We start from the raw sequence: 15,355 nt of genomic DNA, 5'->3' as shown, positions 1-15,355 counted from the left end.
CCGGGGAGATTGCTGCGAGCTTTCTTAGGACCAGCTAAAAATATCTCCTCGGGGGAGGCGAAGCGGGTCCGTTTTCTCCAAAATGGGGAGCCATGACCCCAGCAATCCGGACCATGGTCCGCAAAGATGAGATCCTCACCATGACCCGCGCGGCGGGCGTGGTGGCCGCGGTCGCCGCCGTCGGACTGGCGACGGCCGCCTGCGGCAGTGACGACAGCTCCGCCTCCGACACCACCACCACCGGCGCGGCGGCCTCGGAGGCGGCGGGCGCATCGGGCACCGCATCGGACCCGGGCGCCACAACGGGGGAGTATCGCAACGGCACCTACACCGCCACCGGTCACTACACCACTCCCGGTGGTGAGCAGCAGATCGGCGTGACGGTCACCCTCGACGATTCCACGATCACCGCCGTCGAGCTCGATCGCAGTCAGACCCGGGGTACCTCCGCGGAATTCCAGCAGAAGTTCGCCAGCGGGATCGACGCCGAGGTGGTCGGCAAGAACATCGACGACCTCGACGTCAGCAAGGTTTCCGGATCGTCGCTCACCTCGGGTGGCTTCAACGATGCCATCGCCCAGATCAAGACCCAAGCCGCCGGCTGAGTGCGAGTGGGCGTTCGAGGCGCTCGGAACCCGCTGGGAGATCACCACCGACGTTCCCCTCGACGCCCACCGCCGCGACCTCGTCGTCGCCGAACTCGACCGCATCGACCGGTACTGGTCACGGTTCCGCGCCGACTCCACCGTTGCCGAGATGGCGCGGACACCCGGCCGATACGCCGTCGCCGCCGAGGACCGGGCGCTGCTGGACTTCTATCGGGAGCTCTACACGGTCACCGAGGGCTCGGTGACCCCGCTGGTCGGGCAGATCCTCGACGACGCCGGATACGACGCGCAGTACTCCCTCACCCCGGCGGCGACGGTGTCCGCGGCTCCGGAGTGGGATGACGTGATCGGTTGGGATGGAACATATCTCGACGTTCTCAATCCCGCCGTGGTGGATGTCGGCGCGGCCGGCAAGGGATTCGCGGTGGACCGGGTGGCGGCCATCGTCGCCGACGAGCTCGATCGCTACATCGTCGACGCCGGCGGGGACATGGTGATCTCGCCGCGCGACGAACCGGTGCGGATCGCCCTCGAGCATCCCCTCGACCCGACCAAGGCGATCGGTGTGGTCGCATTGTCCGGTGGTGCGCTGTGCGGTTCGGCGTCGAATCGTCGGACGTGGGCGGACTGGCACCACATCGTCGATCCCCGTACCGCCCGGCCCGTCGACGATGTGCTCGCCACCTGGGTCTACGGCCCGGATGCGATGACCGCCGACGGCCTGGCCACGGCGCTGTTCTTCACCGCGGCACGGCGATTGGTGGGTTGCGGCGGGCCGGCCATCCCTGTTCCGGCCGCTGCCACGCTCAGCGTGGGCAGCGATATCGCGGGATTCCGGTTGGAGCGCAATGACATCCCCACCCACATCCCGCAGCACGTGACCATTCGCAGCAACGGAACCGTCGACCACACCATGATCCCCGGATTGGAGCTCTACCTGTGACCCGCCTGACGCCCCGATGGCTCACGGTGCACCGTGCGGTGCTGCTGGCCTTGCTCGCCCTGGCCGCCGCGGCGTTCGTCGTCGGAGCCGTCGACGACGACTTCGCCTATACGCCACCAGAACTGGCGTCGACGCTGATGATCTCGCTGGTGGTCAGCGGAGTGGTGACCTACCTGTGTGCGGCCATCGTGCGCGTGCCGCCGAACGCGGATTCGTGGGCGATCACCGGGCTCATCCTGTTCTTCCTGATGCCCGGGGTCACCGACACCGCGTCCGCGGTGTCGGTGGTGATAGCCGCGGCGGCGGCCGCGATCAGCAAGTACGTCCTCGTCTGGCGACGGCGGCTGATCATCAACCCGGCGGTCGCCGGGGCCGTGGTGTCTTACGCCGTCGCCTACACGGGCGCGAGTCTCGGTGGGGTGCCGCTGAGTTCACCGTTCTGGTGGATCGCCGCCGAACCGCTGTTCTGGCCGATGGTGATCATCGGAGCGATGCTGGTGACAGTGCTCCGCGAATGGTGGCTCGTCGGGGTTTTCCTGGTGGCGACGCTGGCCACCGTCGGGGTGCTGGAGGCGACGCAGGGCGGTCAGGACCTGCAGTTCGTGTTCGTCTCCGCACCGACCCTGTTCCTCGCCGCGATCATGTTGCCCGAGCCGCTCACCGCGCCGACCACCCGAATCCATCGCGCAGTGTGCGCGATCATCGTTGCGGTCCTGATGAATTGGCAGCAGACCTTCGAGATCACCGACTCCTACACCCTGGAGTTCGTGCCGCAGATCGCGCTCGCGGTGGGCTGCGTCTATGCCTTCGTGGTGCGGCTGCTCGCCCAGCGTGGTGCGGGGCGGGTGCGCCTGGACACCACCGTCGAGCCGATCGCGGCGAACACCTACCGGGTACGCGCACAGGCGTCGTCGCCGTTGGCGTTCCGGCCCGGCCAGTGGGCGATGCTCAGTGCCCCGCGCTGGTCGGCGCCACTGTGGCACCGCACGCGCCGGGTGTTCTCCTACGCCTCGGCGCCGGGGGAGAACCCGGGCGAGTTCGCCTTCACGGTGGCCTCCACGTCGATGTCGTCGTTCAAGTCGGAGCTCATCGAGGCCGGCGGCGGTCGGCTCCACCTCGACGCCACCGGCGGTGATTTCGTGCTCCCACGCCGGCTCGGTGCCCACCCGACGGTGTTGCTGGCCTCCGGTATCGGTATCACGCCGTATCGGGCGATGCTGCGGAGCCTGACCGCGGGCGAGGCCCGGGATCTGTCGTGGCTGACCGTCATCCACGTCGTCAGCGTCGCCGAACGATCCGTCTACGACGACGACCTCGCCGTCATCCGCGCGGCCGGTGCAAGGGTGGAGGTCTCACCCGCGGTGGAGCTGACGACGGGGATCACCGAGCCGGGGCGTCTGGCCGATCTCGTCGGACCGGCGTTGTCGTCGGGCGACGCGCACTATCTCCTGTCGGGCAATCCCCAGTTCGTCGACCGCACCGCGGCCGCCATCCGGCGCGCCGACCCGTCGACGCGGTGGAAGCTCTGGCGCATCCACACCGATGCCTTTTTGGGGTACTGAGTTTCCGGATGCGGAGAACGGCGATGCGATTCACTCCGGTTGTGGCGCAATGCGATGCAGCACCGTGAGCACCTGATCGACGATCGGTGAGTCGGCATCGGCCCGGGCGGCCACCAGATCGATGGCGGCGTGCGGGACGAGGTCGGCGTAGCGGGCACCGGCGATGTCGAGAGCGGCGGTCGGTGCGGGCACGATGGCCACGCCCAGCCCGGCGGCGACCAGGGTGACCAGCGTCGAGGTCTCGGCCACCTCGTGCCGGATGCGCGGCACGATGCCGGCGTCGGCGAAGAGCCCCGCGATCACCGAGTTCATCACCGACCGGCCGTGCCCGGCATGTGCGATGAGGTCATCGTCGGCAAGGTCGGCGAGGGTGAGCGCATCGCGGTCGGCGAGCCGATGGCTGTCGGGGAGTGCGACGATCAGGCGATCGGAGCGGATCGGCTCGATCACCATGTCCGGCTCGGTGATCGGCGGACGGAGCAGCGCGAGGTCGATGCGCGCGTCGCGCAACGCGGTGAGCAGATCCGGCGCCAGCATCTCGCCGCGCACGCTGACCTCGACGCCGGGGAGTTCGTCGCGCAGTGCACGGACGAGACGTGGGAGCAGCGAGTACGTCGCCGACCCCACGCAACCGATGGTCAGATGGCCCTCGAGGCCGTCGGCGACGCGACGGGCCTGATCACCGGCCGCGTCGACGGCCTCGAGGATCGCGACCACCCGGGGAAGGTAGGCCGCGCCGGCCGGGGTCAGTTCCACCCGGCGGGTGGAACGGATGAGCAGGTCCACCCCGAGCTCGTCCTCGAGCCGGCGGATCTGCTGCGACAGCGGGGGCTGTGCGATGTGCAGCCGTGCGGCGGCGCGCCCGAAGTGCAGTTCCTCCGCGACGGCACGGAAGTAGCGCAGGTGACGAAGCTCCATGAGCTGCCAGAATACCCCTCATTGAGACTCTGTGCATATCAATGCCTGTGAAATGGATACTTCCCAATATGAGATGCAGGTCATAACGTCGAGGTATGAGTTCAGGCACCGATGTCGTCATTTGTTCGCCGTTGCGCACCCCGGTGGGTCGCATGGGTGGTTCGCTGGCCGCCCTGACGGTCACCGACCTCGCCACCACATTGCTGCGTGAACTGGTCGGCCGCACCGGCCTCGGCGAGGGCGACGTCGACGACGTCATCCTCGGACAGGGATACTCCAACGGCGAATCCCCGGCCATCGGACGGATCGCCGCCCTCGATGCCGGCCTCGGCATCGGGGTCCCGGGAATGCAGGTCGACCGACGCTGCGGATCGGGCCTGCAGGCCGTACTCAACGGCGCCGCGCAGATCGCCTCGGGTGGCGCGGATCTCGTCATCGCCGGTGGTGCCGAATCGATGTCGAACGTCGAACACTATGCGCTCGGCCTGCGCACCGGGGTGCACCAGGGCGGGGTGGAGCTGATGGATCGTCTCGACCGTGGTCGGCTCACCGCCGGCGGCACCTCCCACTCGATCGCCGGTGGCATGATCGAGACCGCCGAGAACCTGCGTCGGAAGTACTCGATCAGCCGGGCCGAACAGGATGAGCTCGCGGTGCAGTCGCATCAGCGTGCCGTCGCCGCCCAGCAGGCCGGACGTTTCGACGACGAGATCGTGCCCGTCACCATTCCCGGTCGGCGTGGCAAGCCCGACACCGTCGTCGACCGGGACGAGCATCCCCGCGTCGACGCGAGCATCGAATCGATGACCAAGCTCCGACCCATCCGCGGGCGCCTCGACCCCGAGTCCACCGTCACCGCCGGCAATGCGTCCGGACAGAACGACGGCGCCGCCATGTGTGTCGTTGCCACCCGAGCCGCGGCCGAGAAGGCCGGTTTGACACCACTTCTCGCACTCAAGTCGTGGGCGGTCACCGGCTGCGCACCCGAGGAGATGGGCATCGGCCCGGTCGGCGCCACCGCCGCCGCCCTCGGTCGCGCCGGACTGACCCTCGATGAGATCGACCTCATCGAACTCAACGAGGCCTTCGCCGCACAGGTGCTCGCCGTGCTCGCCGAATGGAAGGTCGATCCCACCGACGAACGCCTCAACCCCAACGGATCCGGGATCTCGCTCGGTCACCCGATCGGCGCCACCGGCGGCCGCATCCTGGCCACCGCCGCCTACGAGGCGCAGCGCCGCGACGCCCGCCACGTCCTCGAGACCATGTGCATCGGCGGCGGACAGGGGCTGGCCGCAGTATTCGAGGTGGTCCGATGAGCGCCGTCGAGGTCGCCGCCTACGTCAGCGGTCGCGACGACGCCCCCGTGGTGGTGCTGTCGAATTCGCTGGGGTCCGACCATCGCATGTGGGACGCGCAGCTTCCGGAGTTGGAGAAGCACTTTCGGGTCGTTCGCTACGACACCCGCGGACATGGCGCCTCGCCGGTGCCGGCCGGACCCTACTCGATCGACGACCTCGCCGACGACGTGGTCGCCCTGCTCGATCGCCTCGGTGTCGCCTCCGCTCACGTGGTCGGGCTGTCGCTCGGCGGGATGACCGCCATGCGACTGGCCGTACGCAACCCGGACCGGGTCAACCGAATCGGATTGCTGTGCACCGCAGCGTATCTCCCGCCGGCAACGGGGTGGACAGACCGCGCCGCCACCGTTCGCGCCGGCGGTTCCGGTGCGGTGGCCGACGCCGTGCTGACACGCTGGTTCAGCCCTGGATTCTTTGCCGACGATGCGAACTCGGATCGGTTGGATCATTTCCGGGAGATGATCGCCGCAACCCCCGGCGAGGGTTACGCCGGATGCTGCGAGGCCATCGCCGCGATGGATCAGCGGGCCGACATCTCCGCCATCACCGCGGCGACCCTGGCCATCGCCGGTGCCGACGACCCGGCCACCCCGCCGGAGATGCTGGCCGCCCTCGCCGATTCCGTTCCGGACGCGAAGCTGCTCGTCGTCGACGACGCCGCCCACCTGGCCAATGCCGAACAGCCCGACATCATCACCCCCGCCCTCATTGAACACCTGGAGAACTCATGAGCCTCGACAAAGTAGCCGCATCGGCCGCCGACGCGGTCGCCGACATCCCCTCGGGCGCAAGCATCGCCGTTGGCGGCTTCGGATTGTCGGGTATCCCGAAGTTCCTCATCGACGCACTGCTCGCGCAGGGTGCCGGAGAGCTCACCATCGTCTCCAACAACTGCGGCGTCGACGGTGCCGGACTCGGACTTCTGTTGGAGGCCCGGCGAATCGACAAGGTGATCGCCTCCTACATCGGGGAGAACAAGGAATTCGGCCGGCAGTTCCTCGCGGGTGAGGTGACCGTCGAACTCACCCCGCAGGGGACGCTCGCCGAGCGGATGCGTGCCGGTGGCAGTGGCATCGGTGCGTTCTTCACACCGACCGGAGTCGGAACCCTGGTCGCCGAGGGTGGGCTGCCGTGGCGGTATCACGCCGACGGTTCCGTCGCGCTCGCATCGCCGCCCAAGGAGGTGCGGACCTTCCACGGCCAGGAGATGGTGCTCGAGGAGTCCATCGTCACCGACTTCGCGTTGGTGCGTGCCGCCGTCGTCGACAAGGCCGGCAACTGCTGCTTCCATGCCGCCGCCCGCAACTTCAACCCGCCGGCCGCAATGTCGGGACGGGTCACCATCGTCGAGGCGGAGAAGGTCGTCGAGGTCGGTGAACTGGGTCCCGATCAGATCCACCTGCCCGGGATCTTCGTCAAGCGGATCGTCGAGCTCACCCCGGAGCAGGCCTCCGACAAGGGGATCGAGCACCGCACCATCCGGCAGCGGCCGGACGAGGCCGCCGCGCTCGTCTGAGTGCGCCGCCGATTCACCCACGATCCATCACCACGTTCGAGGAGAACATCATGACCTGGACCCGCAACGAGATGGCCGCCCGCGCATCGCGCGAACTGCGGCCCGGCGACTACGTCAACCTGGGTATCGGTCTGCCGACGCTCATTCCCGATCACATGCCCGACGATTCCGACATCGTGCTGCACGCCGAGAACGGCATCCTCGGTGTGGGTCCGTTCCCGTACGACGATCAGGTCGATCCGGACCTCATCAACGCCGGCAAGCAGACGGTGTCGGTGCTCCCCGGCGCGTCGTACTTCGATTCGGCCACCAGCTTTTCCATGATCCGTGGCGGTCACGTCGACGTCGCCGTCCTGGGCGGGATGCAGGTGTCGGCGGGTGGCGACCTGGCGAACTGGATGGTGCCCGGCGCGATGGTCAAGGGTATCGGCGGCGCGATGGATCTGGTCAACGGTGCCGGTCAGGTGATCGTGCTGATGGAGCATGTGAGCAAGAAGGGTGATCCCAAGCTGGTCGCCGAGTGCTCGTTGCCGCTGACCGGGCGGTCGGTGGTCAGTCGTGTGATCACCGACCTCGGCGTGTTCGACGTCACCGGAACGGGATTCGACGTCGTCGAACTCGCCCCGGGTGTGGACTTCGCCACGGTGGAATCGAAAACCGGTGCGCCGGTGGTTGATCGGACCGCCGAGGGTCTGAGCGGTCAGGACCGTGAGGCGGCCAGCTCGGCGCGGGATCGCAGTCCGAGCTTGGCGTAGATCCGGGTGAGGTGGTACTGCACCGTCTTCGGGGAGATGTAGAGTTCGGCGGCCACCTCCCGGTTCGACAGTCCGCGGGCGACCAGCGCGGTGACCGCCTCCTCCTGCGGGGTGAGATCGGTCGCGTCGGCGTCGGTTCGGGTGGTGGCGCTGCGGGTGGTGCTGAGGCCGCCGGCCTTGAGCTCGCGATCACACCTGTCGACATAGGTTGTGGCACCCAGGGATTGGAAGATCTCGCGGGCCGTGGCCATCACCGTGTCGGCGGCACGACGTTTCCCGGCGCGGCGTAGTGTCTGCCCGTAGGCGAAGTTGACCCGGGCGAGGTCGTATCGGAGTGGGAGTCCGTCGAGCAGTTCGAGCGACTCGTCGAAGGCGCGCCGCGCGGCATGGATGTCGCCGGTGGCGCCGAGGTACCGCCCACGCGCATAGCCGATACGCGCGGCTGCGGACCGGTGTTCGCGTCGCGCGGCGAGTTCCTCGAACGGGCGCAGAAGCGCGTCGGCGGCGTCGAGTTGCCCGTCGATGACCAGGGCGTTGGCCAACACATCCACCCACGGCCACCAGCCGGGTTCCACCAGTGCCGGTGTCACCTCCGCCATCTGCCGAAGCGGTTCGAGGATGCGAATCACCCGGCCGTAGTCGGCGTCCGCCTCGGCGACGTGTGCGCGTGCCAACAGGAGTGGGATGCGCATGATCTCGTAGTCTCCGGCGGGCAATGTTGCTGCGGTGATGTGGAATTCGGCGCGTTCCCGATCGCCTCGCATCGAGTGGATGTGTGCGGCGGTCCAGTTGAGCAGTGGCGTGGCGAGTTCGATGCCACCCTTGCGGGCGAGTTCGCGTCCCTGATCGATGGTGATGAGCGCCGAATCCCAGTCGCCGGTGAGGAACTGAACGCGGGCGAGCCATCCGAGTGCCCAGAGGGAGATGCGGTTGGAACCGCCGAGTTGGGCCATGGAGACCGCTGTTTCGAGGCTACTGCGCGCCGCGCCGATCTCGTCGATGCCCAGTTCCAGCCACCCACGCCCCATGGTGACGCGCTGGGCCTGCGGGCCGAATCGCACCCGCTCGGCGAGTTCGGTGTAGGAGGCGAGTGCGCCGCCCGGATCACCGGACCACGCCTGTCCGAGACCGCGGATGGCTGCGGCTTCGATACCCGCCGACGAGGTGTCGCCGGCCATGGCGATTGCGCGGTCGGCCCAGTCGACGAGTTCATCGCCGCGGCACCGCACCAGATTGTGCAGGACGTAGCGCTGGGCGATGAGCGCGGCGACGTCGGGTTCGCGTTCGAAGTTGACGATGCCCCAGGCGCGTTCGAGTCGGAGGGCTGCCTCGGCGGAACGACCGCGCAGGATCGCAAGATAGGCGAGGGTGGCGTTGCGCAGCGCGGTTTCACGGAGGCTTTCCACGGTCGGGACGAGGGCGGCCGCGCCGACGCAGTCGCCGGCCGCGAGCAACGCGTCCACCGACAGTGTGGTCCGTTGTTCACTCTGCAGTCGGTCGGAGGTGAGGCGGCCGGCCTGCCGGTACAGGTCGGCCGCCGCGGCCCATTCACCGTCGGCGGCGCGGGTTCTGGCAAGGGCGTCGAGTTGGTCGGCGAGGTCCGCGTCGGGTACGGGGGTTGCCGCCACGCGATGCCCGAGACTGCGGACCGGGTCCTCGATGAGGTCGGCTGCGTGACTGTGCATCTCGCCGACGCGCCGAATCCCCATGACCTGCAGCACCGCCGTGCGGATGAGTGGATTGGTCGGCCGGGGTCGGGCGTCGGCGGGTGTCAGTGCGGCGGTTGTCTGAATCAGGCCGCTGTTCAGTGCATCATCGAGAGCGGCCATGGCATCGTCGATGTGTGCCAATTGGATTGCTGTTCCCAGGGAGTCGCCGTCATCCAGGATGCAGATCGCCTGAATGAGTTCTCCGGCGGCAGCTGGGACCTGCTGCAGCCTGGTCCGGACATCGTCGACGATATAGCGCGGGGCAGGCAGTGCCAGATCGGCCCGCGACCACGCGCTGTTGGGTAGCTCTCCGAACAGGGCGATGACGTCTCGCGCGTTGCCGGCCGTGTGGTCGGCGAGCCGTTCGAGCACTGTGGGGTGGACGACGATGCCGCGTGACGCTGCGAGTTCTGCGATGGCGTGACGGGGCAGCCCGTCGAGAGCGATCGTATCGGCGAGCAGTGCCATCGTGGCCGGGGTGTGGGTGGTCACCGCGATCACGACAAGCAGTGGATTCCCGGCGGTATCGGTTCCGAGTTCGCGTATCGAATCGGAGTCGATCCCGTCGGCGTCGTCGAGAACACGTAGGGGGAGATGCTCGGATTCGGCACGTGCGGCGACGCGACGGAGCACGGTGCTCTTGCCGACGCCCGGCGGCCCGGTGATCACCAGAAACGCCGGATCGGTGAGGCCATCGGTGCGTTGCAGGATCTCGCCGATCTCGTCATCGCGACCGATGCAGCTGGCCTCGATGATCATCGCTCCATGGTAGGCGTTCGAGAGGAATGTGGGGTTCGGATCCGATTGCCGCAGCACCTCCATCTTTGCTGCTCATCGTCGGCTCGAGAACCCCATGGCCGTTGTCACTGTGGAATTGTCAAGGTACCGATGCGGTCCCGGCAGGCCGGGTGCGGGTTGGTTGGTCTGTTATCTATCGGTGAGGCAGGGCTGCTGGGTCACGTCGCTGGTTGCTACCCCGCAACCGGCGATGGGGACGCGTCCCCGCTGGCCGAGCCCCTTTGCCCGTTGGTCGAGCCCTTACTCCAGTGGTCGAGCCACCTTGCCCGCTGGTTGAGCCAGACGGAGCGCTAGCGGAGTCCGTGTCGTTTCGACGGAGCTCAACGCAAGGAGACCTCGCAAGGTAAGGCTGGAACTCGAATCCTCATGCCGCACCCGGCAATCCATCCAAGGTCATGGTCCTGCGGTGATAGGACCGCAACCACCTGCGTTGTGGGTCAACACTTTCCGGTGGGATCAACCACGGGTGGTGGTCGGCTCCCATGACGACGTCCCATCCGTTATGGTGGACATCGTCATGACAGGCTGTGCAGAGCAAAGCGCCGTTCTCCAAACAGGTTTCGCCGCCGTCGATCCAATGCACGATGTGGTGCGCCTGGCAGCGTGAGGCGGGTGCACCGCACTTGATGCACCCCTTATCCCGGTGCGTCAACGCTCGTCGTTGGGCCCGGTTGAACAACCGGATGGTGCGTCCGAGCGACAGGGGTACTTCGTCTTTGCTGACGATCATGACGCCGACGGTGGCGTCGCAGCACAGTTTGCGGGCGGTGGCTTCGGTGACCGATCCCATGAACTGCAGGGATGCCATGGAGGGTGTGCCGGTGGGGATGGTGAGGTTGATCAGTTCGGTGGGCATACGTGGTCCGTCGTCATCGCGATGCTCACCTCTGGCGGCGCGGGCTGCGGTGTCGAGGATGTTCTCCAGGGCGTCGGCACGCATCTGACCTGCGGTGCGCGGATCGCGGGACCCGTCGGGCTGGGGCCGTGGCGCCGACAGGACTTCGATCGCGGTCCTGAGTTTCTCCCCGAGCACGGCATGGAGGTCGCCGGTGACGGTGAGTCGTCCGTCATCGGAATCGTGGAAGTCCAGCGTGTTGATGGAACGGTCTTCGCCGGCGGGTAGTCCGTCGGTGTCGTCGGCCTGCTGGTTGCCTCGGCTTTTGGCGTAGTTGCGGATTTCGGCGGGCGTGAACCCGGCGGTCGCGTGGCCGAGGAGGGCGATGCTGTGCGCGTCACGTTCCTCGGCGGTGACGGGTTGTCCGGATCGTTTCTCGATGTGCGCCAATCCTCTCACGATGGCGTCGGCGTGTTCGGCGGACAGCGTGCCCAGCGAGGTGTGGCGGTGTACCCGCTCGATGTCGGGGGTGGTGCCCAGTCGGATCATTCGGGACGCGGAGGCCGGGGCGACACCCCATTCGTGCAGGAGTTCCTGAAGCTTGCGACCCTCGTTCTCCGCCACGCCGAGGTGATCACATTGTCCGACAAGGATGCTGGCATGGTGATCGACGAGGTTGCGGATGAGCAGGATCGCGTGAAGAGCGTACTTTGCGTCTTCACGGGTGAGGCTGCCGTTGGTGTAGTCGAGCTCCGACAACAAGTCGATGGTGATGTCAAGTTCCCCCGATGTCATGTACACCACAATACGCCTCGTTGGCGGTCGGCGCAAGGGCCAGCTTTCCGAATCCTGTTGCTGTGCATAACTTTTGGTCTGTGGATAACGTGTTGTCGGCGCGATTATCTTGTCGGTGGGGTGTGGTATGGGGCGACACGTTCGTGGGAGATGTTGTGGTGGTGGGGGTTCCAGCCTCTCCTCACCTGGTCTCGACACGACCCTCCGCTAGCGCTCCGGGTCGGCTCGACCGGCGGGATGGGTCGGCTCGACCGGCGGGATGAGGTCGGCTCGACCGGTGTCACCGGTGGTCGAGGTGTAAGGAGCGCTAGCGACGAGCATCGAGACCTGTTGTGGTGGTGCTGGTTCCATAACAGAGTTGCCTTGCGTGGTCTGACCTCGACAAGCTCGGCCCGGCGGACGCGACCCTCCGTTTCGACGGAACTCAACGCGGCGGCTATCGCTCCGGGGCGGTTCGGCCGGCGGATGGGGTTGGCTCGGCCGGCGGGCTGGGGCCCCTCGACTCGCGGAAGGTCTGCTCGACCGGCGGGAGAGGGGTTGGCTCGACCCTTATCAAAGCGCTGTCAACGGAAATCAGAGCGCTGTCAACGTAATTCAGAGCGCTGTCAACGAAGGGATGAGCGCTGTCAGTGAGGGTGAGGGATGTCGGCGGGGTGGCGGTGCTTCAAGACAGCATCACCGCCGGACGTATGCCGTCCGGCGGTGATGCCGCTATTGAATTATGGAGCGTGGCAGACTATCCCAGGTCTCCGCCGGCCACCGGCAGCACGCTGCCGGTGATGTAGGACGCCTCGTCGGAGGCGAGGAAGCAGATGGCCGCGGCCTGTTCGTCGAGGGTGCCGTAGCGCTTCATCAGTGACGAGGCGACGGTTTGCTCGATGTGGGCGTCGAACCATTGCTGCTCGGTCTCTCCGGTGGGGGTCGGCGTGCCGCGGCAGATTCTCCGCGGCGGTGCCTCGGTGCCACCCGGCGCGGTTGCGCATACTCGAATCCCGTTGTCGGCGTACTCCATGGCGAGGGAGGCGGTGATCGCGTTGATACCGCCCTTGGCCGCCGAGTACGGAATCCGGTTGATACCGCGGGTCGCCGCCGACGACACGTTCACGATGACGCCCGAGCCGTGTTCCACCATCGACGGCAGAACCGCGCGGCAGGCGTACAGCGTGGTCATCAACGACCGGTCGATCTCGGCGCGGATCTCGTCGTCGCTGAACTCGACGAACGGTTTGAAGTTGATCGCGCCACCGACATTGTTGATCAACACATCGACGCGGCCGTAGGTCTCGATGGCCTTCGTCACCACCGATGCGGCACCGGAATAGGACTCCAGGTCCGCGATGGCCTCCACGGCCCGGCCACCGAGTTCGGTGACGTCGGAGACCAACTCGCCGACGAGGTCGGATCGGTCGGCGCACACCAGCTTGCCGCCTTCGGCGGCGATGCGGCGTGCCGTCTGTGCACCGATACCCTGAGCGGCGCCCGTCACCACGACGACCTTGCCGGCGAATCGGCCCGGCGTGATGAACTTGGGCCGTTTGGACGACATCTCGTCGGCCATCGCCCGCCGCATGGTCTGCTTCGACCGGTCGGCGTGGGCGGCGATGAGTCCGCGTGCCTTGTCCCGGTTGCCCGAGGCGAAGGCGTCGACGATATCCACATGATCCTGCGCGCACAGCGGGTGGCACCAGGTGGCGTTCCGCAGCACCTCACCCATGCGGCCCTTGACACCCAGAGCCGTGTACGCGGCGAGTAGATGCTCATTTCCGGTCAGCGAGAACAGGTAATCGTGGAATGCGGCATTGGTCTCGGTGTACTCGGCCGCATCGACGAACGAGTCGCCCTTCACGTAGGGGAGGGTCGCCTCGGCGAGAAGCTGATAGCCGGCGAGTTGGCCGGTGGTCAGTCTGCCGAAGGTCAACTCCAGCGCTCCGAGTTCGAGTGCGGCGCGTGCCTCGAACAACGCGTCGGACTCGTAGATCCCCGGATGCTCCTCGCCGATCTCGTAACCCTGATCGGTGACCGTCGGCGCCGCAGGGGAATCCATCTGCGGCGCAGAAGGTTCTGCCACAGGGTCGTCCACAGTCGAGGGCGCCACCGCTGCCGATTCGCCGACCACGGGCTCGATCGACTCACCCGCGAACACGGTCTGTCCGGCGATGGCCCGCGCTCCGCCGACGGGCACGATCGCACCGTCGTCGGCGTCGAGGCCGATTCCGTTGCCGCCGTCGGTCCAGACCTGTTGTCCGGCAATGCGTCCGATCGCACCAGCATCGTCGAGGTGGTCGGAGCCACCCGGCAACGACCCAAGCGAGCTCGGCGGCAACACTTCCTGTCCGGCAATCGCGCGGGCATCGCCGGCCTCGAGCACCGCTTCGTCGGTGATCTCGACAGGTGCAGCCGCAACGATGCCGGCGTCCTCCTCGCCCGCCGCGGAGGCGGCGGACTTCGCCGGTACCGCCAGTGCGAACTTCTCGTAGTAGAAGCCGACGGGTTCGATCCCGGCGTCGGACACGTGGGAGCGCACCGATTCCACCATGGGCGGGGGACCGCACAGGTAGATGGCGACATCACCGTCGTAGAGATGCTCCGGCGTGATGAGCGACATCACGTAACCCTTGTTGGCCGCGGTGCTCTTCGGGTCCGACACGCAATGATCCCAGGTGAATCCGGGCAATTCCCTTGCGAAGTACTCGATCTCGTCCAAGGCGACGAGATCGGTGTCGGTGGACACCCCGTAGATCAGGTGCACCTTGCGGGAGGTGCTGTCGTCGTGCATCTTTCGCAACATCGACAAGATCGGTGCGAGACCGGTCCCGCCGGCCAGCAACAACACCGGCCGAGTGGCCTCACGCAGGAAGAACGAGCCGTGCGGTCCGGTGAAGGTGATCTCGTCGCCGCGTGCGGCCCGATCGGTCAGGTACTCCGACATCGCGCCTCCGGGAGTCAGCTTCACCATGAAGATGAGGCGCTCCTCGTGCGGACCATTCGCGAACGAATACGACCGGCGCAGGGGATTCCCGTCATCGTCGACGGTGCCGGGCACCGCGATGTTGACGTACTGACCCGGAAGGAACGCCAAGTCACCACGATTGGGGATCTCGATGCCGACCCGCATGGTCGACTCCGACAGCCGTTCCAGGCTCACGATGGTGCCGGCGAAATCACCGGCCGCGGTCTTGGCGATGTCCGACGTCGCGGCGATCTGCAAGACGAGATCCGACTGCGGCTTCATGCAGCAGGGCAGGGCGTACCCGTCGGCGGATTCGGCCTCCGACAACGCATCCTCGATGTAGGTCCCGCCGTCGTACTCGCCGGATTCGCAGAACGCCTTGCACGTTCCGCACGCACCGTCACGGCAGTCCAGCGGGATGTTGATACGCGAACGATACGATGCGTCGGCGACGGTCTGGTCCTCGCGGCAGGTGATGAAGCGAGTGACGCCGTCCTCGAAGGTCAATGCGACCTGATGGGTCGGCTTGTCGGTGGGCGCGCCGGCCCCGTTTGGCCCGGACGTCGTTGTGGCCGAGCCTTTCTCAGTGGTGACGGTCATGGGTG

At 67.1% G+C, this 15,355-nt stretch carries 11 protein-coding genes; 7 read left to right on the top strand and 4 right to left on the bottom strand.

What is annotated here, in order from left to right; genetic code table 11:
• The first annotated feature begins 92 nt into the window (after positions 1-92).
• Genes ACWDPV_RS04435 through ACWDPV_RS04425 form a run of 3 tightly spaced genes read left to right on the top strand, consistent with a single transcriptional unit; the run spans position 93 to position 3,113 of the window.
• Positions 93-605, top strand: coding sequence for an FMN-binding protein (locus tag ACWDPV_RS04435; RefSeq protein ID WP_348810065.1), 513 nt, complete (start codon positions 93-95; stop codon positions 603-605).
• Positions 568-1,551, top strand: a complete 984-nt coding sequence (locus ACWDPV_RS04430) for an FAD:protein FMN transferase (protein ID WP_449741946.1) — start codon at positions 568-570, stop codon at positions 1,549-1,551. Before ACWDPV_RS04435 ends, ACWDPV_RS04430 begins: the two co-directional genes overlap by 38 nt.
• A complete protein-coding gene (locus tag ACWDPV_RS04425) occupies positions 1,548-3,113 on the top strand; it encodes an FAD-dependent oxidoreductase (RefSeq protein WP_449741945.1) in 1,566 nt (521 codons plus the stop codon). The genes ACWDPV_RS04430 and ACWDPV_RS04425 overlap by 4 nt, the downstream gene beginning before the upstream one ends.
• A gap of 30 nt (positions 3,114-3,143) precedes the next feature.
• Here the strand turns inward: ACWDPV_RS04425 and ACWDPV_RS04420 are convergent, their stop codons facing one another.
• A complete protein-coding gene (locus tag ACWDPV_RS04420; protein ID WP_449741944.1) occupies positions 3,144-4,031 on the bottom strand; it encodes a LysR family transcriptional regulator in 888 nt (295 codons plus the stop codon).
• A 95-nt stretch (positions 4,032-4,126) separates the two neighbouring features.
• Here ACWDPV_RS04420 and ACWDPV_RS04415 point away from each other — a divergent pair, with 95 nt between their 5' ends.
• Genes ACWDPV_RS04415 through ACWDPV_RS04400 form a run of 4 tightly spaced genes read left to right on the top strand, consistent with a single transcriptional unit; the run spans position 4,127 to position 7,663 of the window.
• Positions 4,127-5,350, top strand: a complete 1,224-nt coding sequence (locus ACWDPV_RS04415) for an acetyl-CoA C-acetyltransferase (protein ID WP_449741943.1) — start codon at positions 4,127-4,129, stop codon at positions 5,348-5,350.
• Complete coding sequence (gene pcaD, locus ACWDPV_RS04410; protein WP_449741942.1) at positions 5,347-6,123, top strand: 3-oxoadipate enol-lactonase; 777 nt, start codon at positions 5,347-5,349, stop codon at positions 6,121-6,123. The genes ACWDPV_RS04415 and pcaD overlap by 4 nt, the downstream gene beginning before the upstream one ends.
• Positions 6,120-6,908 carry a CoA transferase subunit A gene (locus ACWDPV_RS04405; RefSeq protein ID WP_449741941.1) on the top strand — a complete coding sequence of 263 codons (789 nt, stop codon included), beginning with the start codon at positions 6,120-6,122 and terminating at the stop codon, positions 6,906-6,908. Before pcaD ends, ACWDPV_RS04405 begins: the two co-directional genes overlap by 4 nt.
• A gap of 50 nt (positions 6,909-6,958) precedes the next feature.
• Positions 6,959-7,663 (top strand): CoA transferase subunit B, encoded by a 705-nt coding sequence (locus ACWDPV_RS04400; RefSeq protein WP_348803119.1) that lies wholly within the window; start codon positions 6,959-6,961, stop codon positions 7,661-7,663.
• Here the strand turns inward: ACWDPV_RS04400 and ACWDPV_RS04395 are convergent.
• From ACWDPV_RS04395 to benC, 3 genes are all read right to left on the bottom strand, one after another.
• The gene (locus tag ACWDPV_RS04395; RefSeq protein WP_449741940.1) at positions 7,609-10,131 is read right to left on the bottom strand and encodes a LuxR C-terminal-related transcriptional regulator; all 2,523 of its coding nucleotides are present in this window, start codon (positions 10,129-10,131) and stop codon (positions 7,609-7,611) included. The genes ACWDPV_RS04400 and ACWDPV_RS04395 overlap by 55 nt on opposite strands.
• Positions 10,132-10,534: 403 nt before the next feature.
• Positions 10,535-11,800 carry a DUF222 domain-containing protein gene (locus ACWDPV_RS04390; RefSeq protein ID WP_449741939.1) on the bottom strand — a complete coding sequence of 422 codons (1,266 nt, stop codon included), beginning with the start codon at positions 11,798-11,800 and terminating at the stop codon, positions 10,535-10,537.
• Between the two features lie 736 nt (positions 11,801-12,536).
• Complete coding sequence (gene benC / locus ACWDPV_RS04385; RefSeq protein ID WP_449741938.1) at positions 12,537-15,350, bottom strand: benzoate 1,2-dioxygenase electron transfer component BenC; 2,814 nt, start codon at positions 15,348-15,350, stop codon at positions 12,537-12,539.
• Positions 15,351-15,355 lie beyond the last annotated feature (5 nt).

It is taken from the genome of Gordonia sp. NPDC003504 (assembly GCF_053587995.1).
This window is presented reverse-complemented; position numbering and strand designations above follow the sequence as displayed.